General features: G+C 54.5%; 27 protein-coding genes, 1 tRNA gene and 1 pseudogene. 14 read left to right on the top strand and 15 right to left on the bottom strand.

Translation table 11 applies throughout. The features are described from left to right. Positions 1-16: 16 nt before the first annotated feature. The 4 genes from A7K61_RS15975 to ung all read right to left on the bottom strand — a co-directional run bounded on the left by A7K61_RS15975 (position 17) and on the right by ung (position 7,638). Complete coding sequence (locus A7K61_RS15975) at positions 17-2,305, bottom strand: autotransporter outer membrane beta-barrel domain-containing protein (RefSeq protein WP_069557909.1); 2,289 nt, start codon at positions 2,303-2,305, stop codon at positions 17-19. Positions 2,306-2,487: 182 nt separating this feature from the next. Beyond that, on the bottom strand, positions 2,488-4,425 hold the full coding sequence (locus A7K61_RS15980) for a hypothetical protein (protein WP_047710292.1): 1,938 nt from the start codon (positions 4,423-4,425) through the stop codon (positions 2,488-2,490). A 255-nt stretch (positions 4,426-4,680) separates the two neighbouring features. Beyond that, positions 4,681-6,717, bottom strand: a complete 2,037-nt coding sequence (locus tag A7K61_RS15985) for a hypothetical protein (protein WP_047710291.1) — start codon at positions 6,715-6,717, stop codon at positions 4,681-4,683. Between the two features lie 228 nt (positions 6,718-6,945). After that, complete coding sequence (ung, locus tag A7K61_RS15990; protein ID WP_069557910.1) at positions 6,946-7,638, bottom strand: uracil-DNA glycosylase; 693 nt, start codon at positions 7,636-7,638, stop codon at positions 6,946-6,948. 136 nt (positions 7,639-7,774) lie between these two features. Between ung and A7K61_RS15995 the strand changes: the two genes are divergently transcribed. Further along, complete coding sequence (locus A7K61_RS15995; protein ID WP_069557911.1) at positions 7,775-8,887, top strand: enoyl-CoA hydratase/isomerase family protein; 1,113 nt, start codon at positions 7,775-7,777, stop codon at positions 8,885-8,887. Here the strand turns inward: A7K61_RS15995 and A7K61_RS16000 are convergent. Both A7K61_RS16000 and A7K61_RS16005 read right to left on the bottom strand, forming a co-directional pair. Next, positions 8,873-9,325 (bottom strand): DUF3757 domain-containing protein, encoded by a 453-nt coding sequence (locus A7K61_RS16000; RefSeq protein ID WP_069557912.1) that lies wholly within the window; start codon positions 9,323-9,325, stop codon positions 8,873-8,875. The genes A7K61_RS15995 and A7K61_RS16000 overlap by 15 nt on opposite strands. A 156-nt stretch (positions 9,326-9,481) precedes the next feature. Further along, positions 9,482-9,841: a hypothetical protein gene (locus A7K61_RS16005; RefSeq protein WP_069557913.1), complete on the bottom strand. Its 360-nt coding sequence runs from the start codon at positions 9,839-9,841 to the stop codon at positions 9,482-9,484. Positions 9,842-10,084: 243 nt separating this feature from the next. Between A7K61_RS16005 and A7K61_RS16010 the strand changes: the two genes are divergently transcribed. The 6 genes and pseudogenes from A7K61_RS16010 (at position 10,085) to A7K61_RS16030 (ending at position 14,442) form a co-directional block, all read left to right on the top strand. Next, on the top strand, positions 10,085-10,297 hold the full coding sequence (locus A7K61_RS16010; protein WP_069557914.1) for a cysteine-rich CWC family protein: 213 nt from the start codon (positions 10,085-10,087) through the stop codon (positions 10,295-10,297). Continuing rightward, positions 10,287-10,979 (top strand): pseudouridine synthase, encoded by a 693-nt coding sequence (locus tag A7K61_RS16015; RefSeq protein ID WP_069557915.1) that lies wholly within the window; start codon positions 10,287-10,289, stop codon positions 10,977-10,979. The genes A7K61_RS16010 and A7K61_RS16015 overlap by 11 nt, the downstream gene beginning before the upstream one ends. 305 nt (positions 10,980-11,284) lie before the next feature. Then, positions 11,285-12,169 carry an alpha/beta fold hydrolase gene (locus tag A7K61_RS16020; protein ID WP_032893003.1) on the top strand — a complete coding sequence of 295 codons (885 nt, stop codon included), beginning with the start codon at positions 11,285-11,287 and terminating at the stop codon, positions 12,167-12,169. Positions 12,170-12,282: 113 nt separating this feature from the next. After that, positions 12,283-12,356 (top strand) — tRNA-Gly (locus tag A7K61_RS16025). Between the two features lie 88 nt (positions 12,357-12,444). Continuing rightward, positions 12,445-12,561 (top strand): annotated as a pseudogene (locus A7K61_RS34235) (hypothetical protein); the annotation flags it as partial. 63 nt (positions 12,562-12,624) lie between these two features. Further along, positions 12,625-14,442, top strand: coding sequence for a site-specific integrase (locus A7K61_RS16030; RefSeq protein ID WP_083263105.1), 1,818 nt, complete (start codon positions 12,625-12,627; stop codon positions 14,440-14,442). Positions 14,443-14,522: 80 nt separating this feature from the next. Here A7K61_RS16030 and A7K61_RS16035 read toward each other — a convergent pair whose 3' ends face one another. Together A7K61_RS16035 and A7K61_RS16040 are read right to left on the bottom strand one after the other, a co-directional pair. Further along, positions 14,523-15,782: a hypothetical protein gene (locus tag A7K61_RS16035; RefSeq protein ID WP_139129505.1), complete on the bottom strand. Its 1,260-nt coding sequence runs from the start codon at positions 15,780-15,782 to the stop codon at positions 14,523-14,525. Positions 15,783-15,785: 3 nt separating this feature from the next. Continuing rightward, positions 15,786-16,799, bottom strand: coding sequence for a nucleoid-associated protein (locus A7K61_RS16040; protein WP_069557918.1), 1,014 nt, complete (start codon positions 16,797-16,799; stop codon positions 15,786-15,788). Positions 16,800-16,985: 186 nt separating this feature from the next. Between A7K61_RS16040 and A7K61_RS16045 the strand changes: the two genes are divergently transcribed. After that, positions 16,986-17,576: a recombinase family protein gene (locus A7K61_RS16045; protein ID WP_069557919.1), complete on the top strand. Its 591-nt coding sequence runs from the start codon at positions 16,986-16,988 to the stop codon at positions 17,574-17,576. A 235-nt stretch (positions 17,577-17,811) separates the two neighbouring features. Further along, positions 17,812-18,618, top strand: coding sequence for a hypothetical protein (locus A7K61_RS16050; protein ID WP_069557920.1), 807 nt, complete (start codon positions 17,812-17,814; stop codon positions 18,616-18,618). Positions 18,619-18,969: 351 nt separating this feature from the next. Here the strand turns inward: A7K61_RS16050 and A7K61_RS16055 are convergent, their stop codons facing one another. Together A7K61_RS16055 and A7K61_RS32505 are read right to left on the bottom strand one after the other, a co-directional pair. Further along, positions 18,970-19,320: a hypothetical protein gene (locus A7K61_RS16055; protein WP_069557921.1), complete on the bottom strand. Its 351-nt coding sequence runs from the start codon at positions 19,318-19,320 to the stop codon at positions 18,970-18,972. A 1-nt stretch (position 19,321) separates the two neighbouring features. Beyond that, positions 19,322-19,531 carry a hypothetical protein gene (locus tag A7K61_RS32505; RefSeq protein ID WP_139129506.1) on the bottom strand — a complete coding sequence of 70 codons (210 nt, stop codon included), beginning with the start codon at positions 19,529-19,531 and terminating at the stop codon, positions 19,322-19,324. A 254-nt stretch (positions 19,532-19,785) separates the two neighbouring features. On the opposite strand from A7K61_RS32505, the gene A7K61_RS16065 reads away from it, so the two are divergent. The 4 genes from A7K61_RS16065 to A7K61_RS16080 all read left to right on the top strand — a co-directional run bounded on the left by A7K61_RS16065 (position 19,786) and on the right by A7K61_RS16080 (position 22,800). Beyond that, the gene (locus A7K61_RS16065) at positions 19,786-20,262 is read left to right on the top strand and encodes a helix-turn-helix domain-containing protein (protein WP_069557923.1); all 477 of its coding nucleotides are present in this window, start codon (positions 19,786-19,788) and stop codon (positions 20,260-20,262) included. 1,109 nt (positions 20,263-21,371) lie between these two features. Continuing rightward, entirely contained in the window at positions 21,372-21,782 is a 411-nt protein-coding gene (locus A7K61_RS16070; protein ID WP_069557924.1) for a type II toxin-antitoxin system HicB family antitoxin, read from the top strand. 85 nt (positions 21,783-21,867) lie between these two features. Continuing rightward, positions 21,868-22,200, top strand: a complete 333-nt coding sequence (locus A7K61_RS16075; RefSeq protein ID WP_044272865.1) for a hypothetical protein — start codon at positions 21,868-21,870, stop codon at positions 22,198-22,200. A gap of 99 nt (positions 22,201-22,299) precedes the next feature. Continuing rightward, a complete protein-coding gene (locus tag A7K61_RS16080; RefSeq protein WP_069557925.1) occupies positions 22,300-22,800 on the top strand; it encodes a methylated-DNA--[protein]-cysteine S-methyltransferase in 501 nt (166 codons plus the stop codon). Positions 22,801-22,886: 86 nt separating this feature from the next. Here A7K61_RS16080 and A7K61_RS16085 read toward each other — a convergent pair whose 3' ends face one another. The 4 genes from A7K61_RS16085 to A7K61_RS16100 form a co-directional block, all read right to left on the bottom strand. After that, a complete protein-coding gene (locus A7K61_RS16085) occupies positions 22,887-23,414 on the bottom strand; it encodes a DUF4142 domain-containing protein (protein ID WP_003189402.1) in 528 nt (175 codons plus the stop codon). 119 nt (positions 23,415-23,533) lie between these two features. Continuing rightward, on the bottom strand, positions 23,534-24,175 hold the full coding sequence (locus A7K61_RS16090; protein WP_032893071.1) for a LysE family translocator: 642 nt from the start codon (positions 24,173-24,175) through the stop codon (positions 23,534-23,536). A 47-nt stretch (positions 24,176-24,222) separates the two neighbouring features. Continuing rightward, entirely contained in the window at positions 24,223-24,639 is a 417-nt protein-coding gene (gene fos / locus A7K61_RS16095) for a fosfomycin resistance glutathione transferase (protein ID WP_047710284.1), read from the bottom strand. A gap of 15 nt (positions 24,640-24,654) precedes the next feature. Next, entirely contained in the window at positions 24,655-25,581 is a 927-nt protein-coding gene (locus A7K61_RS16100) for a LysR family transcriptional regulator (RefSeq protein ID WP_069557926.1), read from the bottom strand. A gap of 68 nt (positions 25,582-25,649) precedes the next feature. Here A7K61_RS16100 and A7K61_RS16105 point away from each other — a divergent pair, with 68 nt between their 5' ends. Continuing rightward, positions 25,650-26,126, top strand: coding sequence for a DMT family transporter (locus A7K61_RS16105; RefSeq protein WP_069557927.1), 477 nt, complete (start codon positions 25,650-25,652; stop codon positions 26,124-26,126). Here A7K61_RS16105 and A7K61_RS16110 read toward each other — a convergent pair. After that, complete coding sequence (locus A7K61_RS16110; RefSeq protein WP_034135066.1) at positions 26,098-26,772, bottom strand: NAD(P)H-binding protein; 675 nt, start codon at positions 26,770-26,772, stop codon at positions 26,098-26,100. The genes A7K61_RS16105 and A7K61_RS16110 overlap by 29 nt on opposite strands. Positions 26,773-26,978: the final 206 nt, after the last annotated feature.

Genomic DNA, 26,978 nt, shown 5'->3' on the forward strand with positions numbered 1-26,978 from the left:
ACCGATAAGTACTTTGTTAGAAATCGTACCTCAGCCCCACATTCACCCCCCAAGGCTGATCCACACTCTTGCCCATGCTGCGCTCCACGTCCGCATGTACTTTCCAGTTTTTCGACACGGCCATGGCAAGGCCGGCCGCCATTTCAACGCGGGTCCCCGAGAGGTCGTTGTTGAAGCTGTTACCGTTGACCGCCACCTTGTTGCTCTGGTTGAACTCATGGGCCACCGCGGTACGCAGGTACGGTTGCAGCACGCTGCCAGCGTCCAGTTGGATGTCACGCCCAACGGTCACACCGGCCTTGCCCACTACCGAGGCAGTACGTGCGCCCTTGGCTTGCAGGCCGTTGTCCAACTCGTAGCTCTGGTTCTGGATGAACGCTGTGGCCAACTGGCCGTAGGGTTCAACGAAGAACCCGTCATCAAGTTTGATATTGCGCCCTACTTCAGCCGAAGCCGTGACCGCGTTTTGCGTGTAGTTGCCCTTGGCTTTCTTGCCATCGCTCATGGCGACGTTGGATTCGTTGTGCAGGCGGTTGAACTTGAGTACGCCGTCGAAATAGAGGCCGCTTTCGGCATCCATCCAGGTCGCATAACCACCGACGTAGTAGCTGTCGACGGTGGCTTTGCTGCCGCGGCTCAGGTCCAGGTCCGAGGTGCTGTGACCCGCCATGAAGCCTGCCAGCCATTGACCGTCCCCACCAGACAGCGGCACATCGGCGCCCAGGGTAAAGCCCCGCTGGACCTGGTTGTATTGCACACCTTTGTCGCGGTTGTTGACTTCAAATTTATTGCTGTAGCCACGTGTCCACAGGCCGCTCGACGCACCGTTACTGTGACGCAGTTCGCCCATGCGCGTACGCAGGTTGGTCATTTCGCCATAGAGCACGCTTGGCGCTGCGTTGGCCAAGGCCAGTACCGAGTTGGTGCTAGGGCTGATCACCTTGCTGCCGGGGTCCAGCAGCCAGTCCTTGCCTTCGTTGTCATCGACCAGGCTATAGGAGTAGGTGCCGACATCCACCCGATTACCGACCAGGCTGAACTTGGCGCCGCCGTCTTCGGTGTGTACGACGTGCAGGCGATCGTCGGTCAGCGGATCGGCGCCGGTGCTGGCGATCAGCAGGCTATGGTCGCCCGACGACGTGCTAGTGACATTGAGGAAGTCGCCGGTCAAGGTGGCGAAGTCCGTGCTCATGACGAAGGTGCCGTTGCCCGACAGGTTGGCCACATCCAGTTGGTAGAACGTCCCGGTCTCACCGAACTTGACGTTACCGCCACCCAGGGACAAGTCGCCCACTTGCTGGTTGTCGACCATCACCCAGGTGGCATCAGTGTTGACCGCCAGCTTGTCGACATTCTCCAGGCGGCCGGTAAGCACCGAGCCATTGTTCAGGCCAACACTGGCACTGCCGCCGTTGTTGACGATATCACCCGTCAGAATGGCGTGGTCCAGGTTAAGGTCCAACGCGCTGTCGGCACCCACCTGAATATTGCCAGCCAACTCGCTGAAGCGCACGCGCATGTTGGCCGAGCCGCCCTGGGTCAGCTCGAGCATGTTACCGTTCTGACCCTGCAGGGACGAACCATTGGTCACGTCGATTTCAGCCGTGATCGGCCCCAGCACAGTAATCGCGGGGCCATCGAGGCCGGTCACACGCGAGCCGTCGAGTATCAAATGAGGCGACTCAAGGGCAGTTGCACTTTCAAGGGACATCACAACGCCCGTGGTACCACCGGTAATTTCGCTGCCCGTGGCGATTGCGGCCCCTCCCAGGAGCCTCAACCCTTGCTGGCGTTGGCCCACCAGCACAGAGTTGTTCAACTCCAGAAGGCTATGGGACGTGACGTTGGCCCCATAGGTCGCTCCAGTGATTTCACTATTGTCGACTTGTGCGTAGGACCCCGTGGTCGTGCCCACCTGGCGAGCCACGTTCAAGCCGCCACTGGTGTGGCTGGTAATGCGCGCGTCGGAAATAGTGGCGCTTGAGTTGCTGAGCGCAATGGCCGCCTGGGAGCCATGGACAGAACTCACGTTGGCGCCTGTCAACGTCAAGGTCGACCCACTCGTCGCACGTATTTCTTTAACGTTGGCGTTCTTGTGAACAGTAAGCGTCGCACCATTCCGGGCCAGATAGTCGCTGGCTGCGGACCCCGGGCGGACGTCATATTTGCCGCTGCCCACCGTTCCGTCCACCACAATCGTCGACATTGCCTGTTGACTCAACAGGCATAACGGTGCGGCGGCTACGAGCTTGATGATCGATGATAAACGCGAATAACGAAAACGCGGGGAAGTAGGAGAAATCATGTTGTGTAGCCTCAGAATTAAGTACCAGATCGAACCCGGAACCCGTATCGAAGAGGTTTCCGTTTTCCACGGTGCAGAGACTAATAACGTGAGTTCCCAAAGAGCGTAGGACTTTCCTTAAGGTGCAAATTTGATAAAAAACCCCACCCCATCAAGCGAGAGGGTGGGGCCCCAACAGTCGATCAAAGCGTACCTTTGACGCGCGACGCGTTCGGAACACAATAGCCAGGAATGTTGCCTCCCGAACCAACCAGATCCCAGGCTGCCTTCACCTCGTCGGACCTGCCCCGGTCTCCCGTGGAGGGGCGCAGGAGCCTCCAACGCACACCGACGATGCCTCGGCCATTATTGCCCGTGACGTCCTGAATCCAGACCTTCAAATCCAGCGGGACGGTCAAGCCAAGATTGACATGCTCACTGTTGAGTTCGAATTCAGGAGTCTCTATGGGGGCACCGACAGGCGTGCCAGGAGCATTGAACGCGTATCTGACAGCCTCGATAACCACTTTGTCGCCAACCATGAGGAGCCCGGGATCCAGAATTTTGACAGGCACACCTAGCCAAGGCTGCCTGGCACAGTTAATGGCATAGGTGAAGTTCGGGTTGCCTGTAATAACCGTGGCATTTTCAAAGGTCACGGGTGTCAAGCTACCGATATTGAAGATATCCACAACAACATCTTGATTCGGAGAATGCTTATAGTTGATGGCATCCCGAATAACGCAGTGGGTTTCAATGGTGCCATTGCCCTTGGCATCGATAGTGGCCCACGGCACGGTAAAAGGCACCGGAAAGTCGACCGCTTCCGCCCCAGTTACCGGGTAAGTCCCAACGACATCCCCTCCATAGACATAGTCAATGAAATCACCCGTTTCCAGCCCCGACGGTAAGGTAAAAGTGACGGTGGCATTGAAGTTGCGATCTTTCTCGGAAAGACGGTTAGCGGGTTTGGGGTCGGGGCCCCCACCGAGCAGAACAGGCTGTGCCAAGCTTGGGTCTACAGGGCCTTCACCAGGGTTCTGCCCACCGGGCTCACGCAGGTCGACATCCACTTGCACCACAGCTGCGTTGTAAGTGGGACTGCCTAGGCGCTCAATCATGACTCTGATATCCGCCGTATAAAAATTCCCGCCTGCCGCGATAGCTGCAAAATGTGCCGGGATGTCAATTGGGAAAACAGGCATGCCAATAAATTGGCGATAAATCTCGACAGTCCCCCATAAAACGACCAGGGTGTCGTTCTGCAGATGGCCGGTGAGGCTTGCCAACCGCACCGTTGCACCATTACGGGCCTCTTCTTTATCAACCAATGGCGCTTCCAACACACTGACGAGACCAAACACGGGCGCTTCGTTCAGACTCACTTGAACGAAGTTTGGAATAGACAACGTAGTCGTGTTGCCAGACCGATCTGCCAGGTTATATCTCACGTCTATCGAACCTGACCGTTCAAGAATCGTTGCGGTTGGAATAACACCAGTAATGTCACCTGTCACTGGCACGTCATCCTCGATCGCAACGATATTGCTCCCCACAAGCATTCGATAAGTATCACCGCCACGCCGGTCTGCAGGCGTGGGAATGGTGAATTCCAAACCTGGTTTACCCGCAAGAAAGGCTGGGGTCAGTTCGGTGCCGTAATCTTCTATCATGACCCTCGAAGGTTGATTGCCATAGTTAGGGTCCTGCGTATCTACGTAAACCCGATTGATGTTGTAATCAACGTCATTGCCGCTGAGGTTTAGAACATGAACGCGGATGTCTTTGACACCGTTGGTTTGCAAGGCCGACTTGGGCCCCAAATTAACAATTACCGGATCAGGTACAGCATCAGCGGCGCCGTAGGTATCAATGAATATCGGCCGGTCATCCACATAGACGGTGAGTGTATCGAACGGATTGATAAAACCGGTACGGTCCCACAGGCCAACCTCAAGACTGAGTCCGCTCAATTGAAGCGCCCTTGGCACCACATTCCGGTGGTTGTCGCCAGCAATAGCCGGCAATAAACCGGGGATCACCGGAGCAGGTGAATAGGTGGGATCGGGAACGGGATCTTCCCACTCTTCCATGGGACCTACAGGGTCGTGACTAACAGGTTTACTGGATGGGTTGGACATGATTCAAACTCCTCAAAAGAATAAGTATCTGTCCGGGTATAAAACGACGGTAAGACTAAACACCCGGGTGTCATTTTCTAAACGTATACCGACCCTGCAGAGGTCTGAATTGGCAAACCTGCTGGCGTCTCATTCATTTAATGGCATTTCCCTTTAACGCGTAACTGTCAAACTTGACAGTACCCCTTGCGGCTCGACTGTGATGCTCACCACCACGAGCACCTCTTCCATTACAAGCGCATTACCTCCTTCTCACTACGCCTGATCGTCCGACACGCAAGGCGGTAAATTTAGCCGGATCAGTGAGATAAACACCAACCTACGCTCGGAATATCCCATGCCTGCACCTGCCGGTTTGATGATCTGGTAGCGCGCAATCGCAGAGCCATGCCGAGGGTTGGTTTGCCCTTCTGGTGGCTTGATCAGCCCCGGAAGCAAGATGTAGGGGTCAAACGGAACCTGAAAGACATACCCATCACGGGCTTCTTGTGGCGTCAGCGTATGGCTGAAGGACTTGATCGTTTCAGGAATGACACCACCGGCAAAACCATTAGTGTTCGCATAACTGGCCCAATCCAAAATCACCTCATCGCCGCCGTCCAGGAGATCGATATCCCCAGGCACTTTAACGCCGACGCCGTTGACCCAAGGTCGCAGAGCGCAGTTGATAAACCCGGCACCTGGACCGGGCCCGTACTCGACTCCTACATACTCAAGCGGTTTTAGCCCGACGAGCCGCACGATATTGACCATTACCGGCGTGTCTGACGCGCGTTGCCGGTTGACCCCGTTGAAGGTCCAGTAAAAGAAAGGAACCCAACCTGTACCTAAAAGCTCGATGATGTCCCAGTCGACGAGCCACTCAATTTCCCGACCCGCGCTATCCCCCGCTTGTACGGTGTAGGTCGCGATGGGCCCGGGAAAGCTTCCCGCCATTAATTCCAACGTTTGACCAACATCGGGCGCGCCATACAACGCGGTAATCACGCGTACCGGCTTACCCTCGTCATTGATAGTCAATTGGTTGTCACCATCTACGCCCTTCACTGTCACCACATCCAACAATAAGTTGATAGGGTCTGGGTTATCAGGGCTCACCGGCCCGGCAACCGTCAGGTCCACTGAGGCAAAGCGAGTGGTCGATGGCCTGGAAGGGGCATTCCCTCTTTGCCAGCGGTATTCCGCCCTCACAACCCCAGAAACAAACTCGTAACCGCCGGTAGCCAACACTGAATAGGGAATCGGTACTTTGATAGGCCAAACCTGAGTGGCAGAAATCTCGATAGGATCCAGCGCAATTAGATCCCATGACGGTAGGAGACGATCGCCCCCTGTGGAGCCGAACAGTTCGAGGATATTCATGACTACCCCGCCGTCAGCACGGGCGTCACTGAGGGTGATACGCCCGTCATCCAACTGCGGAATTTCAACAGGCCGCAGATCGATAGGGGTAGGCATCAGATTGATTAGCAAAGGAGCGGCACGGGAAGGTCCCGATTCACGGCCCGAACGATCTGTCAAATAGTACTGAGCGTTGTATTCTCGGTTGGCCAGACCGCGAAGAACGGCACCTGGGAAATGAACCTCAATAGGCAGAGTTCCATCCTTGTGTGCCTGAACAATGGTGGTCGTGGCAACAATGGCCAACTGTCGCGGACGCTTGCGCAAGGGCTTCAGAAAAGGCAACGGTATTAAAGAGGCCTCTACCACATCACCCAGGCGTATATCCGGCCAGATCGAATCAATGGTAGCTGTCACCCTGTCTTGATTGGCGGGATCATCCAGATATGCATCAGTTACGCCGTCGTCTTCGATGACCTGCGGGAACCGAAAACGCGGCCCCCGCAGTCCATTATTTGGCCCAACCTTGTCACAGTCCAATACTGTCGGGAACGATTGCTCCCCTGGATTACCGCTAGACTCTCTGAGTCTCACCTCGTAGCGCAATTCATGCAGGCCCGGTACGTCCATGAGCTGGGAAGGTACCAATGAGTCAGCGTCAGGCAGGTCGCTAGCATCATAAGGCGCTACCAACCGCTTCTCATCGAACACCGTGCCATTCCACAACCACTGGACGAGAGTGACATCGCCCGGATCAAGCACACCCCCGCCGGGCCACAGTACAGGCACCTCAACCCGCAAGCCGGTGCTTTGAAAAAATACCGGTACTTTATGACCGAGGTCATCAGCCTCAAGGGGTAATACATCAGGCACGACAGGTGCATCCAACACCAGCACACCTGTTTTTGCCCCACGACCGGTAGGTGGGGTAAGCAGACCGTATTCAGACATATCGACTCTCCTAGACGATCATCAATTTGAGGCCCTTGCCCACCTAAGGGCGCTGACCCCATCCAGAGACCACGCAGAGAAGTTAAGGCGACTTGCCCTAAGCGGATACTGTCAGAACTAACAGGCGGCTGCGCCTCCCGAAGGTTAGGCCCACTTGGTCAGAGTGACAAATTCGTTTCGAATCATCGATTTGATGAGTTGAGACGGCATTGCGCCGCCTCGCACGTATCAGACAGACGGCAACACCCAATTAATCGGTGCCTGGCCATTCTGTTCAAGAAACTTGTTGGTCCGGCTGAAATGCCCACACCCCAGAAACCCGCGATACGCCGACAAGGGCGACGGATGCACCGAGGTCAGCACCAGATGTTTGGTGGCATCTATGAGCTTCTGCTTGCTTTGAGCATGGGCGCCCCACAGCAGGAACACCAGGTGCGGCTGATGCTCGCTGACCACTTCGATAATCCGATCGGTGAAGAACTGCCAGCCTTTACCCGCATGGGCGTTGGCGTTGGCGCGCTCCACGGTCATGGTGGTGTTGAGCATCAGCACGCCCTGGTCGGCCCAGCTTTGCAGGTAGCCGTGGTTGGGGATGTCGATGTTCAGGTCGCGCTTGAGTTCTTTGTAGATATTGACCAGCGACGGCGGCGCCGGCACGCCCGGTTGCACCGAGAAGCACAGGCCATGGGCCTGGCCAGGGCCGTGGTACGGATCCTGGCCGAGGATCACCACCTTGACCTTGTCCAGCGGCGTCGAATTGAGGGCGTTGAAAATCAATGGGCCGGGCGGGTAGATCTCTTTGCCAGCAGCATGTTCCTGGCGCAGAAATTCGCGCAGTTGAGCCATGTAGGGCTTCTCGAACTCCTCACGCAGAGCGTGTTTCCAGCTGGGTTCGAGTTTGATACGGTCGCCATCGGTCATAGTTCAATTGTCTTGTAAAAAAGAATGAGGCGAACCCTAGGAAAGCCGACCCCGCTTGTCAATTGATCTGACACAGCACCGGCACTTTCCCACGAAGGGATCATACTCATCCTTCACCTTCTCGATTGAGGTCACGATGAACCTGCATTTCGAAGAACTGACCGGCAATGGCGGCGCTCGCATCGGCATCGCCAGCCTGGATGCGCCAAAGTCTCTCAATGCCCTCTCCCTGCCGATGATCCTGGCCCTGGATGAGCGCATGGAGGCTTGGGCCAAAGACCCGCAGATCGTCTGCGTGCTGCTGCGCGGCAACGGCGCCAAAGCCTTTTGCGCCGGTGGCGAAGTGCGCAGCCTGGCTCAGGCTTGCCGTGAGCAGCCCAGCGAAGTTCCGGCTCTGGCCGCGCAGTTTTTTGCCGCTGAATATCGCCTTGACTACCGCCTGCATACCTACCCAAAGCCGTTGATCTGCTGGGGCCACGGTTATGTGTTGGGCGGTGGCATGGGCCTGTTGCAAAGCGCCGCCGTGCGTATCGTCACCCCGAGCAGTCGTTTGGCCATGCCCGAGATCAGCATTGGCTTGTACCCGGATGTGGGTGCCAGTTGGTTCCTGTCGCGCTTGCCGGGCAAGCTCGGCTTGTTTTTGGGCCTCACTGGCGCCCATATCAACGGTCGCGACGCGCTGGACCTGGGCCTGGCCGACCGCTTCCTGCGCGATGACCAGCAAGACGAATTGCTCGATGTCCTGCTGCAGCTGAACTGGCAGGAACAGAGCGCGATGCAGCTCAACAGTCTGCTCAAGGCGCTGGCCCAGGAGGCGGACAGCCAGCAACCCGAAGCGCAATGGCTACCGCGCCGCGCACAGATCGACGAATGGCTGGATGTAGGAGATGTGCGCTGTGCCTGGCGCGCCTTGAGCCTGCTGCGCGACCACAGCGACCCGCTATTGAACCGCGCCGGCAAAACCCTCAGTGAGGGCTGCCCGCTGACGGCGCATCTGGTATGGGAACAGCTCCAGCGCGCCCGTCACCTCTCATTGGCCCAGGTGTTCGAGATGGAATACACCCTGAGCCTCAACTGCTGCCGTCATCCGGAGTTCGCCGAAGGGGTTCGGGCGCGCCTGATCGACAAAGACCAGACGCCTCATTGGCATTGGCCGGATATCAACACACTGCCGGAAGCGGTGGTGCAGGCGCACTTTGACAAGGCCTGGGAAGGTAGGAATCCTCTGGCGGATTTATCTGACTACTGACAGGTCTGTACGCTTGTCGTTGACCGTGAAAGCGCAATTGTCCGGCTGGCTGTCCGTGCAGGTGTACACCGGCAACTTGAACGCATCGGGCTGTAGCTCCCAATACAAGGTGCTGGTCAACGACATGTTGATAACCTCATTGCCCTTGCGTGGCCTCAACGCTACCACCCCGTTCCGACTGGTGCGGTAGATGCACTTGTCCATGTAGCCGTTTCCTCTCTCCTCGCCCTCGGCCGGCATGAACACTGCGCCAATGAATCCGTCGATAACACCACGAGACGCAACCCTCGGGCTTTGCCAGTGCAGGCCATGGTCCTTGGCGCGATAATGGCCGTCGGCGTATGCGATCTGCGTTGTATAAGGACAGCCCTGCTCCGCTCTTGCCGGTGCAATGACGTAGCTCATCAGCAGTAGCACGCAAATCAATTGTTTGAACATAGGGGTTCCATCTGCTCAGTCTCACCACGCAAAAGCACTCGGCTCTGCGCTAGTGAAGTACAGCTAGCACCTCAAAGATAGCTGTTAAATCTGACAGTACGGACGTACGGTACCCATAAAAAGCGGCGCATGATGCGCCGCTTGTTTTTCAAGATATTAACGGTGCCCTCCGCGGCCACCTCCGTGGTCGGAACCACGTCCACGTCCGCCATTGCCCCAGCGGTCGCCCCATCCATGGTTTTGGGAGGGCCGGTAGCCGGCGCGGGGGTAATAACGCGGGGCTGGTTGGTAGTAGCGCGGCGCCGAGTAATAGCGCGGCTGTGGCGTATAGTAACGGGGCGCTGGCGCGTAATAGCTGCGCCCGGAAGGGTAATAACGCGGGCCGCCGTAGTAGTAGGCGGGCGCCGGTGCGGTGTAGACCTCGGAGCGATAGTAGGTAGCGCCTCCATCGTAGTAGGGCACGCAGGCTGAAAGGGTCAGGCCGAGCAAAGCGATAAGCAGCAGTCGTCGATACATGGCGGCCTCCTGGACCGCGGAAGAGCTCCTCCAGCGACGCTGGCGAGCGGCATTCAGCCTTCACTGAATGACGAAACATCTGACATCAAAAACAGAATCTGGTGCGTTCGCGACACAAGTGGAAACATCTGTTTCAGACGAAGTGAAGCCCCGCCAAACAGCCATGGTGATGGAATGCCGCTCAGCCGCGCTGTATCGTGCAATAACTAACGCGCCCTACCCGATTCCCTTCTGAACCGACCCATGACCACACCGACCCTCTGCCCCGCCTGCGGTGCCCGCAACGACTGCTCCCTGGCCGACCCGCGCACGGCCGATCAGGCCTGCTGGTGCTACAGCGTCATCATCGACACGGCGGTACTTGAAGCCCTGCCGGATGAGTTGCGCAATAAAGCCTGCCTGTGCCCGCGCTGCGCCCAAGTGGACGAACAGTTGCGTACCCGCCATGCGCGTTGATCGCTTCCTCAGCAACCTGCCACAGTTCAATCGCAAGCAAGTGCGCCTGTTGCTGGTGGAGCGTCGGGTGACCGTCGAGGGTGTTGCGGTCAGCGATCCGCACCATGACGTCCGGGAATTCAGCCAGGTCTGCGTGGACGGTGAAATCCTGCAAGCGGGCAAGCCGGCGCGTTATTTCATGCTGCACAAACCCCAGGGTTGCGTCAGCGCCACATCAGACCCGCAACACCCCACGGTCCTGGACCTGCTGGACGAACCGGACAAAGCCGACCTGCATATCGCCGGGCGCCTGGATTTCAACACCACAGGCCTGATGCTGATCACCAACGACGGCCAATGGTCACGGCGCCTCACCCAACCGCAGACCAAGTTGCCCAAGGTTTACCACGTGCACACCGAACAGGACATCGGCCCGCAGTACGCGCAGACGTTCGCGGCAGGGGTGTATTTCGCTTTTGAAGATCTCACTACCCAACCTGCCGAACTTGAACTGCTAAGCCCTAGAACGGCCCGGTTGAGCATCATCGAAGGCCGCTATCATCAGGTGAAGCGCATGTTCGGGCATTTTGATAACAAGGTGACCGGCCTGCACCGCGAGCGAATGGGCCCCTTGGTGCTGGATACGTCGCTTGCGCCGGGCCAGTATCGGCCACTGACTGACGACGAAATCCGACAAGTCTGACGACCGTTCAGCCGGTGATGGCAAAAAACCAGCCGCTTGCCTTGCGACCTGCCTTCGGTGCTGCTTGAATCAAGGCGTCAGCCAGATGATGACTGACGAGTCGCCCTATAACCTCCAAGAAACACCTTGCCTCGCCCGCGCTTGATCCACGGGCCCTCCCGGCAAACCGCCCGCCATAACAACACCCGCCGGCCAGCCGTCATCGGACCGACATGGGCTCTCGTTTTCCAGGCGTATGCCTACCTGTCATAAAGCTCGTGCAGAGTGATTTGCGCGCACTACCCGCTTGCCAGGAGTCTTACGACATGAGGCCAGAAATCGCTGTGCTGGATATACAGGGTCAGTATCGGGTGTACACGGAGTTCTATCGCGCGGACGCAGCGGCAAAGACCATTGTCTTGGTCAACGGCTCCATGGCGACCACAGCGTCCTTCGCTCAAACCGTGAAAAGCCTGTACCCGCAATTCAATGTGGTGTTGTACGACCAGCCCTACGCTGGCCGTTCCAAAATCCACAACCGTCATGAGCACATGCTGACCAAGGAAGTCGAAGGCCAGATCCTCCTGGAACTGCTCGACCACTTCGCCGCTGAACACGTGCTGTCCTTCTCCTGGGGCGGCGCCGCCACATTGGTCGCCCTTGCGCACCGGCCCCGTCGGGTGGAAAAAGCCGTGATCAGCTCATTCTCGCCAGTGATCAATGCGCCCATGCGTGACTACCTGGAACGGGGCGTCGACTACCTGGGCAACCTCGACCGCGACCGTGTCGGCCACCTGGTCAACAGCACCATCGGCAAGCACCTGCCGTCGCTGTTCAAGCGCTTCAACTACCGCCATGTCAGCAGCCTGGCCGCACACGAATATGGGCAGATGCATTTTCACATCAGCCACGTGCTCAACAGCGACCGGCAGTGCTACCTCAAGGCCGCCAGACAGATCGACATTCCGGTGCTGTTCTTGAACGGCGAATGGGACGAATACACCAGTGCAGACGACGCCAAGCTGTTTGGCCAGCATGTGGCCAAGAGCAGCTTCAGCACCATTCAGGCGACAGGACACTTCCTGGACATGGAACATAAAGCCGCGTGCCGCGATAGCCGTGAGGCCGTGGTGGGCTTCTTGAAAGGGCAGCGGCCCGCCAGCCCGTTGCGATATAGCCAGGGCCAGGCGCAGCATGCATGGGCGCTTTGAAATCAAGCCTGACACTGTGGCGAGCAAGCTTGCTCGCCACACGCAACTCTCACATTTTTCAAAGAAAAACTTCAAATCCAGCCGAACATCTGGTACAAAGTCAGCCGCTCTGAGCGGGTATAGTTTAGTGGCAAAACGAAAGCTTCCCAAGCTTTAGTTGAGGGTTCGATTCCCTCTACCCGCTCCACCTCTTTCCTAACCCATTGATTTGTATGAAATCCACTGGGTAGAAAGCGAGACAGTCACGCAGTCCTCCTACAAAGGGCTCCTACAACGTGACGCAACGCAACAACCTCTACCGCCGTTCGAGCGGAATCTACGTCCTTCGCGTCACCGTCCCGGCTCGCTATCGCGCTCAATTGGGTCAAAGAGAAATTCACTCGTCTACCCGAACCACTGATCACAGCGAAGCAAAGGCTGTAGCATTGCACCTATTGGCGCGATGGCATTCATGCATGAGTGAGCTGAATCTAGTGAACGAGACAAAAGTGATCGAAGGCAGTCCGCTACTAACTGGAGCCGGATTCATCAGCATTCAAGATTTCTGTGAGACCTTCGAGGTTTCAGCCGAGTTCGTGCTTCAAGAGATTCTAAACAACAATATTTTTGTCGCATGCAGACTGAACGCCCAACCAGTCTATTGGGTTGACGACTACACCAAGGTGGACCGGGAGGGAGAGAGGGACACAGACGGTTTCGTCTTGAATAGTGCCTTTACAGAGGGTAGACCGAGAACGTTCACTGGATATCTAAAACCGTTCCATCGCACTCATACAATTTCTAATTTGATTGAATTCGGCTTCTCCGATGAAACTGCATTCCGCTTCAAAACAAACACTCTAGCAGCGGCATTCTGCGACCTACCCGGTATTCAGCTCACTACAGCCTCTGTGTTCATTACGAAGGTCCAAGCCGAAAGAATCAGGGCTCCTTGGGTGAAAGCCCTAAAAGGCAAGGCTGCCTTGCTAGCCGTCACCTCATCACCAACGCTAATTACCTCAGCACCAACGGCAATTACATCAACTCCAACACCTACCCCAGCACTGCCCTGCGAGTGCTGTAGACCTGATCGCGCCAAGCAGCTCGTTTCTGCATTGGTAGAACAGTTCCTAACGAAAAAGCAGGCAAACTGGAAACTCGATCAGCAAAAGAAAATGGCAACCCACTGCGGAGCATTTGTCGAGCTAATGAGCGACCCTCCATTAGGTGCTCTGAACAGACAATTGATTTGGGACTACGAGGCAAGACTCCGAAAGATGCCAGCGGACAAGCATCACGCTGCTCGTCGTCACGGAACTGATGAATTGAATCGACTGATCGCCTTGGCTGAGGAAAATGGAGAAGAGCTTCGTTCATCTGCAAGTGTCGAACGCTATATGGACTCGCTCTCAAGCATGTTCGCATGGGCAGTCGACAACATGATCCTCACTCACAACCCTGCGAAGAGAGCTATCGAAAAACGAAAGAAGGTCACACGAGATCAGGATGACCGCTCGCTATTCGATAAATCTGACCTTGATAAAATCTTTTCGGTGCAATGGTTTATAGCCGGGACCGGTGAACGGAACAAACAAGGCCGCTTCCATCTGTTTCGCCCTCACTTTTACTGGCTTCCTTTACTAGGGCTTTACACTGGAGCAAGGCTGAACGAGCTCTCCCAGCTCTATATTACCGATGTAAAAGTGACTGAGTCCGGGGTGCATTATGTAGATTTCAATCTCGACGGCGAAGACAAAATAGACCTTGACGGTTCCGACAAAACATTGAAGACCGTTAACTCTAAACGCATCGTTGCTCTGCATCCGCATCTAGTCGAGCTAGGTTTGCCAGACTATGTAAAAGCCCTCTCAAAAGCTGGATACACTCGACTTTTCCCTGAGCTCAAGCACGATGCAGTCAAAGGCTACGGCAAACCGGCGGGTAGCTGGTTCAATGGTCGTTTTTTAGGCAAGCAGTTGGGCATGCCAAGAAATGGGATGCGCACCTTTCACTCGTTCAGGCACACATTTATTACTGCATTGAATGAGCTAGAGGTTCCGCCAGACATCCAATCTCAACTAGCAGGGCACAGTAGAGGCGACAACATTACCGCCGCTCGCTATAGAAAGGACGCTGAAGCTGAAAGATTATTAAGTTATGTGAAGCAACTCTCATTCGAGCTTCCACCGATCATGCCATTTGTCATCTCGGATGGTATCCATGCTGTAAAGGATGCATTGAGACGCAAAATAAAATCTTCAACAGACCGATATAATGCAAAACCAGAAAAGTAAGTGAAAGCATAAGACAAAACTTGACCTTGATATGCGCTATAGCTAAAGATCAAGTAACCCGCAGAAAAAATAAAATCGCATCAACACCGTGCAAAAATCGCGTCAAAAAAAGAAGTCACCCAATTCACTTTTGAAGAAAACCAAGTTACAAGAGGCGCCCACGCACCGGGAGTAAAATAGTTAAATGTCGACACTGTGATAATCGTAGTTACCAACAGCAAAACAATCAGCGTAGTGGGAATCCAATAAGAATGTAGATTTATCCTCCTATCTAGTGCTGCGATCATTCCTTTGAGTTGAAGGTAGGTTGGATTAGCTCGTTGCTTTAAGGTTTCACGCTCATGAGCGAGCTCTTGCTTAATTTGCATCAACGTATTCACTTGACTCGCCAACAACATCAATGCAATCACTGCAAATATAATTGATCCTGCAAGAAGTGCCCAGTTGACTGCAACCAGAGCAGTATCACTCTTCATTTGACTAGCCAACAATCCTTGCCCTACTGGAATAGCAATAAGTTTGTTCATTATATCTGAGCTTGCCCCGTTGACCTTAACAACGAAATCAAGCTTTTTCTTCTCAAATTCCTCTCTAACCTTGTCAAAACTAAAACCAGAAATATAGAGATCAAAGTCAGCGTCGTAAGCCAACTTGATTTCCCTAAAACGCCTCAAAAACTGGGGGAATCTATCAGACTCTAACTCTTGATCAAAAAACCGAGTAATAACTCTTTTAAATATATCTGGACGCGCCGCCTTATGATGCTCCTGAAACAACTCATCTCGAAGTTTTGATATTTCAGCATCGCTAGGAACATTTGCCAGCGACTTCACGTCATAATGTAAAGGCATGATTATTTTTCGCGTAGCAAAAAAAATGGCCTCCCCTGCCGTATTTGCTTTAGCCTGAGTTACATCTGCAATACTTTTAAGCAACGCAATCACTTTTATCGTGCGTTGATACGCAAGCAGAGATTCATTAGTAGTCAATTCCCAGGAAGCATAATCTTCTTCAATCAAATAATAATCGGCAGGAGCCTTACCGAGAAACTCTCCTTGATTGTAACGGAGTAGCATTTCAACATTATTAGCAATTACCTGGGTAGAGCTGACCATACCATGAACTATAAAAACAAACTCGGCATGCTCAGGCAGCGTAGATACCGGCTTTGTTGTATCTACGTCAGAGACACGAAGGGTATGATCCCACGGACCCGATTCAATAGATTCAATCCATGCAACCGTATCCACAGACCGAACCGCAGTTATTATTAAATCTGAGCCGGCGACATGCTTGCTTTTAGCATGACGACATAGCTCAACTATAGAATTAAAAGCCATTACTTAACCTTCACGCAACTCTGCGATCAGTCGTTCAGGTGCATTATCTATAATGACCTGATCCCCTTCGATGCGAATATGCTGCTGCTTGAAGTGATAGGTTGTTTTCAACGTCAACTCCTTGCTTTTAAAGTTAATATTTGACAGAGCCTTAAGTGCTGTCCTATCAGGTATAAAACCTGTAGATGGCTGCTCTGCATGACCATTGATAAAAGTCAAAAAGATTTCAGGGTTTTCTGGCCAAACGGTATTTGCAAGCGCGTCAAACGACAGAGTAGCTGTGGGATCTTGTCGATGAAGAGCTTCAACATAATCGTAAGCTCTCTGTTGCAAATCTGGAGCGAAATCCGGCTGAATTGCATTAGCTTCAATTTGATGAGTAACAAAATCCTTCACAACCCTAACCAACTTTTTCGATTCAATCTTAGAATCTTGATCTATTTTACAACCGATAAATTCCTTAAAGTAGTCGGATGGATTGTCCTTATCCTGCTTCATGACAAATGTTAAATACCGTTCCTCACCATTCTGCCAAGCTTGTAAATCCACCCGTGCGGCAACTTGAAGATGGTCGACATTTAGATAGTTTGACTCCACTACTTCTCGTAGATTCGCAGAGAAAAACGAACCACTCTCCTTGTTTAGCTTCGCAACCAAAAACATGTCGCGTTCATTGTGCGTATATCTGACATACATCAGAAATCCACCAGACGCGAAAGTGATGTCATTGATTATTTTCCTCAGACGCTCCATTGCGATATTTGTAAACTCTAGAAACTGAACCTCTCCATTCATGAATCCTTGCAGGTTAGGGCAGAATCGAAAATTCTCTGTGTCTTGCTCAAATGAGCCGGAGTGCCGAGAACATCGGCTGTTATAGCTATGTAACACCTTCGTTAGAAGGCCGTTCAGAGAGTCGCTTCTGGTGATTTCACCTTCTTCCGGCGGCTTTACCGTGGCCCCCTGCACATTTCTGATTTTGATCAGCTCGTGCACCGTTGCGTTCAATATTTCCATTTTTTCTGAGGCCTTCCATTGTCTGATGACGTTTCTAGAAACGCGTTGATAAAGGCACTATGCCACAATACGACCGTTTTCTGGCATCCCTAAAATCACCTTGCGCCCCTGACAGGAAAATAGCCTTGGCTTTTCTGACAGGCCATCCTATTTTCGACACCGTATTCCTACAGGAGAAAATAGCAGATGGCCACTTTTGCATACGGACGCGTATCAACCGCCCTCCAGGACGCAGAGAACCAGCGCATGGAACTCGCCAATGCCGGTTGGTCTATCGACTATTGGTTTTCGGACACCATCAGCGGCAAATCAGCCTCTACTCAGCGCCCCGCATTCAAAGAGTTGCTGACGAAGATTCGGGATGGCGAAACCTTGCTTGTAGCTAAACTGGACCGATTGGGCCGGGATGCTATCGATGTGCTCCAAACCGTCCGCGACTTAGGGGCAAGGGACATCAAGGTTGTCGTGCATCAGCTAGGGTCAACGGACCTGACCTCACCGGCAGGAAAGCTTCTACTTTCTATGCTTGCTGCGGTTGCCGAAATGGAAAGAGATTTGCTGATTGAAAGAACACAAGCAGGACTTGCTAGAGCAAAAGCAGAAGGGACGACTCTTGGGAGGCCTTCTAAAATCACGCCTGAACAACGTTCGAGAATACTGCTGGAATTGGCGCAGGGAGAAAGCGTAAGCGCCCTAGCACGCTCATACAGCGTCTCAAGAGCGACCATTTCGAGCCTTGCTAAGCGCGAGTCAAAGACTGAGGCAAAGATGGATTAGGGCATACAACCTGCTGCATCATGGATCTGATATGAGCAAGGTGGCCTGACGATTTTTTTTGCGTTAAGGTGAGATGGCGGACAGCCACCACGGCCACGCTGCTAATAGAAACGCACTACGCCACTTTCCTTCACCACAAGAGTCAGCACATCAGTCGGTGAAACGAGTAATAATTGCAACATGCAGCAGATTTGAACACCTGAATCTCTTATCACCCCTAAACCACAAGAAATATATGACGACTCATAAAATAGAGCCTCACAGGATAACAAAGCCAATTCAGTTGCTCGCCGCGTGGATAATTGGCCTAATCCTTACAGACTCGATCTTTTTGTATAGCGCTGTATCTTTCGAGCCGGGAACCTGGGAGCGCGGGGCGCTTGTTATCGCGTCCATACTCAACGTCCCTGGCTTTCTTTTTGCCTTATTCCTTCTTCAAACCAAATTCCGCGCAGAGCTTCAGGAGGATACTTTTTATCACGAATATATAAATAAAAAGACTGCGATTCCTCAGCGCATAGATAAAGATGTCATCCAGGACAGCAGGATAGATGAGCTTGAGAAGATCCTAAAACGTTCTCACTCAAGCATTTCCGCCCAACAACAGACCCCAAACCCAGAGCAATTCGACTGGGACAGTTGGCCCGTTGGTATCAACGGCCTACATCCCCAATACCAAGAAATTCGCAAGGCACTTCGGGCTCACTCCATCCACGTTTCGAGCATATTTGGAACTGAGGATGACTCAAGCCTGCCAAAAAAATGGGTTATTGCACTCAATCCTGCTATACCTTTCCATCAAAAAATTCATCTACTGAGAACTTTAATTCCATTCAATTTCGATGGATTCGAATTTCATATACCCGTCCGGGAAGCTGACGAAGATGATGATGTTTATATAGGTGGATACGGATTTGGAGATTATTGCGAATTCAATGACAGCCTCAAGGATTTAGTCGCCGACGATATTGAAGAGGTCGACTTTCAGCATTACTACAATCGGAATAGAATTTCTAACAGGCTCCTCGCTGAATCTACATGATCACTGCTTTGAGCCTTCAGCAGCGGCAATAGTGCGTAAGTTAATAGGGCCTAACCTTGATGCCAAATCTCAAAGCGAGATTGAGCAATCTCCGTATGACATCACCATATGCAAACTAACGCACCACTGCCCAAGGAGCTTTAATTGTTATAAAAAGCAAGCGGATTTCTAGGGCATTGACAATCCCCCCATTAGTTTTTAGGCCACTTCCTGTTTCTTCGCTTTCGGTAGTGTGCTGATACTCACGACCGTCCGCTTCTGTCCAGCCATCGCTACAAGGTTTCCTGGTGAATTCGAATGCAAACAGGTAATCAAGCCCAGGCAAGGGCCCATAGCAGACTCGCTTATTGCTTAGGTCGGAGATACTGAACCTGACATGCAGTTCAGGTAATAAAGCTTACCCACCCGGTCCGGAGTGAAAACTGGATCTAACGCCCAGACGCCCTTTAGGATCGCTTCGACAAAACTGAATGTAATTATCTTAGGGGCCCTATCGGACTTGTGGTGGAGTGCACTTTTCGAGCGAACCGCCAGAGCCTCATACGTAGTGCCCTTGAGTTTCTCTGTAGCTGCTGATCGCGCCAAAGCAGAGATACTCCGACAGAACGTCTCATCATCGGTAGCGATTTGGCTGATCCCTTTTGCTTTGGCCGCACCAGTAAGTGCCAGCGCCACCAGCAGAGTGACATTAATCTTCTTCATATCACATCACCGAACACGCTTGATAAGTGATCACCACCAGCTCATCCGGCGTTTTGTTTTTAAAGTCTTTGTAAACAGCAATCAATAGTCCCCTCATAAACCCGATGTTGTCGTCGGTGACGCCTTTAGCGCCCACAAGGCTATCAATCCTTTTATTCCACACGCTTCTTGATACGCCAGCATCACGCTCAACGGCCATTTTTTGAGCCATTCCAGACCACATGCGACAGCTTTCTTCCTCCGTTGCGGCTGGCGTGCTGGTGACACAGAGCATAGATATTAGGATCAACGAAAAACGTAGGTGTCGTAGCAACGGTCGTTCAGAGTTCATCCTGTTGACTTCCATTTTCCATTTCCCCCTGATGATCATGGTTCCGGTTCACTCCCTGAGTGCTTGATGACTGGTTTAAAATGTCACGAATAGAGCGTGGGTAATTAGTATCACATACCAGCCAAATACTGCGTATGAGAATTTCATTACGACAGCGCTTCGGGCAGCGATTCAGAGAGCTTAGGCTTGCGAGCGGGCTTAGCCAGGAGGCATTTGCAGACCACGCCTCAATGGCCCGGTCATATCTCAGCCGCCTTGAGAGGGGTATGGCGAACCCCTCCCTAGATGCGATTGAGGGGCTTGCGAAAGCCCTCGGGGTAGATCCCAGAGAGCTTTTCGAGATCGTTGAGCCAGCGACTCCCCAGGACGTTGCAGAGGTGCCCTATGCATCAGATGGGACATGCTTTCATCGAGAGCTAGCGAGCCCCCGGGACGGAACATTCCGGGTGGGCGAAAAAGGTGGAGAGATTCGGCTCACCTCATTTGAGGATGCGGTAGAACATCTTCGACAAATGCCGGTCGCCAAATGGCGTCGCCCTAACGATGCGGGTAACTGGGGATTGGTGTCGGCTGTTCGTTGGGGGAAACCAAGAGCCCAAAAGAAGCGCTAAAGCGTTAACTTCATCGGGGGGAGCCTAACGCAACAAAACTCATGAAATTCTGTTGCGTCACAGTAGCGTTTTGTTGCGTTACGATCTTCGCGCTAGGGCTACAGCGCTTGTATTCCGGTGGCTACAGCCGGTTTCTTCGAAGAGCAGTAGCAGAGACGTTAAAAACAAAAAAAGCCACACGATGTTGACGTGTAGCTTTTGATTTTATGAGCCTTCCGGTAGAGAAAGGTTGTATTTCCCCTAACCCGTTTCAGATGAACAGGCTAGGGAGCCAACCTCGAAGTCCACCGGAGGCAATGCCTTCCGTTTAGAGTCTCTCTGACGTCTGTAGCTGAGCTTTCACATTCATCATGATAAGGCGTCTAAGGTTTCTCATGATGCTGCGCTCGACTCGGTCTCAGCTGCCTTATGGCATCTCCTCCGATAACCCCTGTGTCGCAAGCTTCTGGGGTCCGCCGTGACTGCACGGCTTTAAAACAATGCCCGAACGTAAGGAGCCCGATAGAACATTGAGTGATTTAATATGTATACCAAAGCAGACATTTCAAATCAACATCTATCGGCTCTGCCTTGCCTTTCTCCGAGCCCCCCCCTGTCTCGCTAATATAAGGATTGACGCCGGGAGCAAGAAAACAATGGCCACAATGCCTCTTGCTCCCCCACTCGATCCTAGGACCTCCAATCTGTTGGCTTCGCGATGAGCTGCGGTAAGCGACAAATGCCCTATTCCCTCTCCTACAAACAGCTCCTACAATCTCCCTCCATACATCCTAAATATCAATGACTTACGTGACATATGGGTTTGGGCTCGATTCCCTCTACCCGCTCCACTCAGATTTGCACTTGCGTCAGGAGGGTTCTGGCGCAAGATGCACAAAAAACCGGTCCTTGGTGACCGGTTTTTTTATGCCTTGGATTCGGTCTTCAGCGTTCCTAGCCTGATGGCGTGAAGTACCTTGCAATACCTCCAAGCGGCATCATTTCCGCGTGCCCATACACTTCAACACCTATCGAAATCCCGAACATCACCCGTTGGTAGGTAGAGTGTTGATAATTTTATAGCTGTGGGTATAGCCACCACCAAAACCCACCAGAAGGAGGGCAAGAACATGCTTTACCCCATTGCAATATCAACCGGCGACGCGGACCACGCCTGGGGCGTGGAAGTCCCGGATATTCCTGGCTGTTATTCGGCCGGCGAGGACCTGGATGACGCCATGGCCATGGCCCGCGAAGCCATCGAAGGGCACTTCGAGATCCTCGCAGAAGATGGCGCGCCGATCCCCAGCGCGCAGAAAGTCACCGTGCATGCCGCCAACCCTCAGTATGCCGGTTGCACGTGGGCTGTGGTGGACATCGACGTGACCAAATACCTGGGCAAAGCTCAAAAGCTCAACATCACCCTGCCCGGCTATCTGTTGAATCGCATCGATGAGTACGTGTTGAATCATCCACAGGAAAAAAGCCGCTCGGGATTCCTGGCGTCCGCAGCGCTCAAGGTATTGCAACAGGAGCGGTAGTTACGCCTAAGCAAAATCTTACGGCAAGGACGGCAACACCTCGCGATGATGTAGGCTCATCGGCCAAGAGTTCGGACACATGGCAATGCTGGACACCCAAAAAAACACACCCAAGATCATCCTGCGCCAAGTCGTCGGCTGGGTGTTGGTGTTGCCACTGCTGGCCTCGTTTGCAAGGCTGCCCTTTCCTCTCGGATTACTCTTGGAAATAGGCGTGATTGTCGCGTCGGCTTACGGGGTGAAACTGGCCTGGCGTCACGCGACCCGACGCGTGGCAGTATTGGCTTTGATTATCACCCTGCTCAATATCATTTCTGCGTTCATGCTAAGCACAGCATCTGTGCTCAAGGCGCTCTACATAATCTCGTGGCTTTACTGGTCCCCCTACTACGCCGATTGGGTTTACTGGAATTTCTAGACGAGCGCAAAATTTGACCGCAAGAAACGTAGTTTCCAGGCACTCTGATGGCACTACAGTGACGTCGTCCCCCTTCACGCCCCTTCAAGGAGCCTGCCGATGACTTACCACTACAAGCTCATGCCTTCCCCTGTCGGTGAACTCACCCTGGTGGCGCGCGATGGCAAACTCAGCGCAATTCTCTGGGAAGTAGAACGCGCCAACCGCGTACGCCTGGGTGGATTGATCGAGGCCCACGACAGCCCGGTGCTTTTGGAAACCGAACGCCAACTGCAGGAATACTTTGCCGGAACGCGTAACCAGTTCGAACTGGCACTGGACTTCACCGGCACCGACTTTCAGAAACAGGTCTGGCAGGCACTGCTGACCATCCCCTTCGGCGAAACCCGCAGCTATAGCCAGATCGCCCAGCAGATCGGCAACCCCAAAGCCGTGCGCGCTGTCGGCGCCGCAAATGGGCGTAACCCGATCTCGATCATTGCGCCCTGCCACCGGGTGATTGGTGCTTCTGGCGGCTTGACCGGCTTCGCGGGCGGGCTGGCGGCCAAGCAGTATTTACTGGCGCTGGAAGGCACCGGTCAAGGTGAACTGGCGTTATAGGCCGCGTCCAGAACGGGCCTGAACTCGGCATAAAAAACGGCGGCTGGATTCTCTCCAACCGCCGTTTTTCATATCAGGCAGCAGCCTCAACCGTCGCCTTGATGGCCCTTGCCATAGGTCGAGGCCAGGGCGCGGGCTTTTTGCAGGCGCTCTTCAAGCTTGGGCAGCGTCTCATCCACCAATGCCTTTATCTCCGGCACATCCGACGCGGCGCCCTCTTTCTGGAACAGGGCAATGGCGTCTTCGTTCTCCTTGACCTGCTGCGCGGTATAGGCAGCGTCAAAGGAATCGCCGTCCTTGAGTTCTGGCATCAGGGTTTCGGCTTTATCGACGATCTTCTCTCGCGGGGCCACTGGCAAATCCAGCTTCTTGGCGATCGCCGCCAAGTGCTGGTTGGCCAGGGTGCGCTCGTTGATGACCTCGATGGTGTAGTCCTTGATTTCCTGGGATGAGGTCTTGGCGTGGGCCATGCGACTGGTTTCGATATCGGCCATGCCTTTGGCCGAAGCCTGCTCGATGAATTCTGCAGGCGACTGGGCGAAAGCATTGCTGGCGCCGAGGCCCAGCAGCATCGCGAAACTGGCGGTGCGTAACCGGATAGCCATGCGGCTCATGATGGGTTCCTCCAGGGCAAAAATAGGTGCGGGGGCATACACCCCGCCCTGAATTCGAATTTTCAGGGCGGCAAAGGTTTAGAAAAAACTTCCCCGTGCGACGAACGGTCGTCGCCGCCTCAGGCAGCCTTGCTGCCGAACAGGCCCGGCAATGCATGCGCCAAGGCGTTGAGAGCAAAGCCGATAAACATCACGCCGCAGAGCTTGGTGATCAGAATTTCATGGCGTTGATACAGCGTGCGCACCCGCTGGGCACCCACCACGCCGATCAGGATTGCGTAGGCCAGCAAGCCACCGATAAAGCTCAGCAGAATCAAGGTCGGCAGCATCGACCAGGTCAACAACTCGGCCCGGCTGGACAGCAACGCGGTGAAGGTCGCTACGGCCACCGGATAGGCCTTGGGGTTGGTCAAGCCAAACAGAATACCGTGCCAGAACGGGTGCCGCGCGGCGCCCTGAGGGGCATCGCTGCTGCGGCGTTGGGTACGGATCGCACGCCAGCCCAGCCAGAACAGATACGCCCCGCTGATTACGCCGAGCACATCAAAGGCACTGCTGCCGACTTCCCGCGCACCGACGATGGCAATCAGCGCCGTGCTGCACCACACCACATCCCCGAGCAAATGCCCGCACAAAAAACCCGCCCCTGCACGCCGGCCACGGGCCGCACCAATGCCGAATACAGCCAGGACACCGGGGCCAGGGGTAATGCCGTAGATAAAACCCGAAGCCAGCACGGCAAGCAGCAAGGATGGGGTCATGGATAGACGCTCCGACAGACGCTAAAAGGTGATTGATTCTGCATGCTTCACCGCGACGGGTAAAACTTCATTCCAGCATAGGGCTTGGCACGACAGGCTTGCAGGCGCGAGGCCAAATCGCCGACATGGGCCTCCAGCTTGTGGCCGTCGGGATCGAGGAAATAAAACGATGCGCCTTCGCTGCGGTTGTCTCGCCACTCCTGTACGCCCGCGGCGCGCAGGCGCTCGACCAAGGCGGTGAAATCAGCAGCATCGACAGTGAAGGCATAGTGGGTGTAATCCACTGCCGCAGCGGTCGAACGCAACGGGTCCAGCGACAGGCACAGCCAAAGCCCAGGCAGTGAGAGGTAGGCACCGTTGTCCCAGGTTGCGTCCAACTGCAGGCGCAGCAGGTCGTGATAGAAACTGACGCTGCGCGCTACATCGGTGACGGCCAGGGTCAGGTGGTTGAAACCGCTGAGCATGTAGGTTTTCTCGCGTTATCGTTGGTCTGCGGACAATACACCCACCACCCGGCCAATCAACCACTGCAACCCCGCATCCCCACCCCGCCGCGTATGCCAGGCCAGCTCAAAGGCAAACGAAGGGATATGAAACGGCGGTGGCACGGCCAGCAATTGCCGAGCGTCGATATTCAGTAAACCCCTAGACGACACCGTCAGAATCAAATCCGTGCCCTGGATCAACTGCGGCGCAACACCCCAATGCGGCAGGCTGATCGCCACATGGCGGCGTTCACGAATGGCCGTCAGTGCCCGTTCGATTTCCGGCGTGCCGCTGCCGCGCATCTCCAGCAGTACATGGGGGCGCGACAGGTAGGCCGGCAGGTCCAGCACCCCACTGGGCGCAAGACTGTCGCGGTCGACCAGGCAGGTGTAATGCTCTTCGAACAGCGGCGTAGTGCGCAGTTCGGCGGGCATGTCGGGGAATACACCCGCCGCCAGGTCGAGGTCGCCATTGAGCACACCGTCGACCATGCCTTCGCGGCTGGCCTGGATGATCTGCAAGTCGATAGCGGGCGCTTCCTGGCGTAGGACGCGAACCAGGCCGGGCAGGAATATCGCTGCGCTGTAATCCGACATCGCCACGCGAAAGCGGCGCGTGGCAGAAGTGGGATCAAAACGATTCGGTGCCAATAAGGCCTGCACCTGCGCCAGGGTTTCGGCTAAGGGTGCCGCCAACTCCAAGGCACGCGCGGTTGGCACCAGTGTGCCGCCCTGACGCATCAGCAGCGGGTCGCCTAGCATATCGCGCAGCCGCGCCAACGCATGGCTGACTGCCGGCTGGCTCAGGTGCAGACGCTCGGCGGCGCGGGTGACGTGCTGCTCGCTGAGCAAGGCGTCGAGGATCACCAGCAGGTTAAGGTCGATGCGGCGCAGATCATTCATCAGCTGCATGCCCAGCATAAGAATTTGGAATTTAAATTTGCGCGACGAATAACCTAGAGTCCAGCAAAACTTCTGGGAGCGTCGAAATGACTGTGTTGCATTGGGTAGGTTTGTTGGCGCTGGCGGTGTTCGCCGGTGCAGTGGTGCCGTTTCAAAGTGCGATCAACGCCAACCTCGGGCGCGGGCTCGGCCATCCTTTGTGGGCCACCCTGGCGTCGTTGCTGGTAAGCATCATCGTGCTGCTGCCGGTGATTGTGGCGCTGCGTTTGCCTCTGCCGAGCCTGGCCTTTATCAGCAAGGCACCGTTGTGGATGTGGGCCGGCGGTGCCTTTGGCGTGTGTTTCATTTCATTGGCGTTGATGCTGCTGCCCAAGCTCGGCGCATCAGGCTTCATTGCGCTGGCCATGGCCGGGCAGATTCTCGCCTCGTTGCTACTGGACCATTTCGGCCTGTTCGGCCTGGTGGAACGCCAACTGACAACCTCGCGGGTACTGGGCGCATTGCTGCTGATCGGCGGCGTGGCATTGATTCAGTTCAGCGGCGCTCAGCCGCCAGGCGATTGATCTGCGCCTGCTCCACCACCGGCTGCGGCGCGCCCTGGCTGGCCGCCTGCAACATCGCACGGCCGACCGTCTCGGTGCTCACCACCCAGTCCGGCTTTAGTCGCCGCACAAACGAAAGCACCGGCCCGAGCACGCTGTAGAAAGATTGATACAACGGCGTCTTCGAACGTACGCCGTGCAACGGCTGGATGATCCCCGGACGGAACAGATACACCGCCTTGAACGGCAAGCGCAGCAAGGCATTTTCGGTCTTGCCCTTGACCCGCGCCCACATCGACTTGCCGGCTTCAGAACTGTCCGTACCGGCGCCGGACACATAAATAAAGGTCATCTGCGGATTGAGCCGCGCCAGAGTGCTGGCCGCCACGAGGGTCAGATCATAGGTGAGGTGGGTATAGCGCGCTTCCTTCATGCCCGCCGACGAAACACCCAGGCAGAAGAAGCACGCATCAAAACCTTGCAGCAGGTTTTCCAGGGGTTGGAAATCCAGCATGTCGCTGTGCAACACCTGATGCAGCTTGCCGTGCTCCTGGGTCAAGGGCGTGCGGCCCACGGCCACCACTTCCTGCACATCAGCCGCCAGCAGGCACTCGCGCAGCACACCCTGGCCCACCATGCCGGTGGCGCCGAATAACAGAACTCTCATGAAAGGACCTCAGCGGCACGCCGCACGCTTGATGCTCGAATGCATTAGGCGTGTAGCTTAACCCGTGCAGCTGAAGGCTGCCCTTATCAAAACATAGGTATCTACACAACTTTGTAAGCTGTCGCAGCCGACGGTAACCACGATGCGAAGCGAGCCGCCCTTGATCTGCTTTTGATCTGCTTTTGATCTTGATCTCAGGCGCCCCG

This window comes from Pseudomonas sp. AP42, assembly GCF_001728935.1.
Lineage (GTDB): Bacteria > Pseudomonadota > Gammaproteobacteria > Pseudomonadales > Pseudomonadaceae > Aquipseudomonas > Aquipseudomonas lactis.

Excerpts from the sequence above, each read along its gene's own strand:
- A7K61_RS15975 (WP_069557909.1), bottom strand. The coding sequence starts at position 2,305 with ATGATTTCTCCTACTTCCCCGCGTTTTCGTTATTCGCGTTTATCATCG.
- A7K61_RS15980 (WP_047710292.1), bottom strand. The coding sequence starts at position 4,425 with ATGTCCAACCCATCCAGTAAACCTGTTAGTCACGACCCTGTAGGTCCC.
- A7K61_RS15985 (WP_047710291.1), bottom strand. The coding sequence starts at position 6,717 with ATGTCTGAATACGGTCTGCTTACCCCACCTACCGGTCGTGGGGCAAAA.
- ung (WP_069557910.1), bottom strand. The coding sequence starts at position 7,638 with ATGACCGATGGCGACCGTATCAAACTCGAACCCAGCTGGAAACACGCT.
- A7K61_RS15995 (WP_069557911.1), top strand. The coding sequence starts at position 7,775 with ATGAACCTGCATTTCGAAGAACTGACCGGCAATGGCGGCGCTCGCATC.
- A7K61_RS16000 (WP_069557912.1), bottom strand. The coding sequence starts at position 9,325 with ATGTTCAAACAATTGATTTGCGTGCTACTGCTGATGAGCTACGTCATT.
- A7K61_RS16005 (WP_069557913.1), bottom strand. The coding sequence starts at position 9,841 with ATGTATCGACGACTGCTGCTTATCGCTTTGCTCGGCCTGACCCTTTCA.
- A7K61_RS16010 (WP_069557914.1), top strand. The coding sequence starts at position 10,085 with ATGACCACACCGACCCTCTGCCCCGCCTGCGGTGCCCGCAACGACTGC.
- A7K61_RS16015 (WP_069557915.1), top strand. The coding sequence starts at position 10,287 with ATGCGCGTTGATCGCTTCCTCAGCAACCTGCCACAGTTCAATCGCAAG.
- A7K61_RS16020 (WP_032893003.1), top strand. The coding sequence starts at position 11,285 with ATGAGGCCAGAAATCGCTGTGCTGGATATACAGGGTCAGTATCGGGTG.
- A7K61_RS16030 (WP_083263105.1), top strand. The coding sequence starts at position 12,625 with ATGAGTGAGCTGAATCTAGTGAACGAGACAAAAGTGATCGAAGGCAGT.
- A7K61_RS16035 (WP_139129505.1), bottom strand. The coding sequence starts at position 15,782 with ATGGCTTTTAATTCTATAGTTGAGCTATGTCGTCATGCTAAAAGCAAG.
- A7K61_RS16040 (WP_069557918.1), bottom strand. The coding sequence starts at position 16,799 with ATGGAAATATTGAACGCAACGGTGCACGAGCTGATCAAAATCAGAAAT.
- A7K61_RS16045 (WP_069557919.1), top strand. The coding sequence starts at position 16,986 with ATGGCCACTTTTGCATACGGACGCGTATCAACCGCCCTCCAGGACGCA.
- A7K61_RS16050 (WP_069557920.1), top strand. The coding sequence starts at position 17,812 with ATGACGACTCATAAAATAGAGCCTCACAGGATAACAAAGCCAATTCAG.
- A7K61_RS16055 (WP_069557921.1), bottom strand. The coding sequence starts at position 19,320 with ATGAAGAAGATTAATGTCACTCTGCTGGTGGCGCTGGCACTTACTGGT.
- A7K61_RS32505 (WP_139129506.1), bottom strand. The coding sequence starts at position 19,531 with ATGGCTCAAAAAATGGCCGTTGAGCGTGATGCTGGCGTATCAAGAAGC.
- A7K61_RS16065 (WP_069557923.1), top strand. The coding sequence starts at position 19,786 with ATGAGAATTTCATTACGACAGCGCTTCGGGCAGCGATTCAGAGAGCTT.
- A7K61_RS16070 (WP_069557924.1), top strand. The coding sequence starts at position 21,372 with ATGCTTTACCCCATTGCAATATCAACCGGCGACGCGGACCACGCCTGG.
- A7K61_RS16075 (WP_044272865.1), top strand. The coding sequence starts at position 21,868 with ATGCTGGACACCCAAAAAAACACACCCAAGATCATCCTGCGCCAAGTC.
- A7K61_RS16080 (WP_069557925.1), top strand. The coding sequence starts at position 22,300 with ATGACTTACCACTACAAGCTCATGCCTTCCCCTGTCGGTGAACTCACC.
- A7K61_RS16085 (WP_003189402.1), bottom strand. The coding sequence starts at position 23,414 with ATGAGCCGCATGGCTATCCGGTTACGCACCGCCAGTTTCGCGATGCTG.
- A7K61_RS16090 (WP_032893071.1), bottom strand. The coding sequence starts at position 24,175 with ATGACCCCATCCTTGCTGCTTGCCGTGCTGGCTTCGGGTTTTATCTAC.
- fos (WP_047710284.1), bottom strand. The coding sequence starts at position 24,639 with ATGCTCAGCGGTTTCAACCACCTGACCCTGGCCGTCACCGATGTAGCG.
- A7K61_RS16100 (WP_069557926.1), bottom strand. The coding sequence starts at position 25,581 with ATGCTGGGCATGCAGCTGATGAATGATCTGCGCCGCATCGACCTTAAC.
- A7K61_RS16105 (WP_069557927.1), top strand. The coding sequence starts at position 25,650 with ATGACTGTGTTGCATTGGGTAGGTTTGTTGGCGCTGGCGGTGTTCGCC.
- A7K61_RS16110 (WP_034135066.1), bottom strand. The coding sequence starts at position 26,772 with ATGAGAGTTCTGTTATTCGGCGCCACCGGCATGGTGGGCCAGGGTGTG.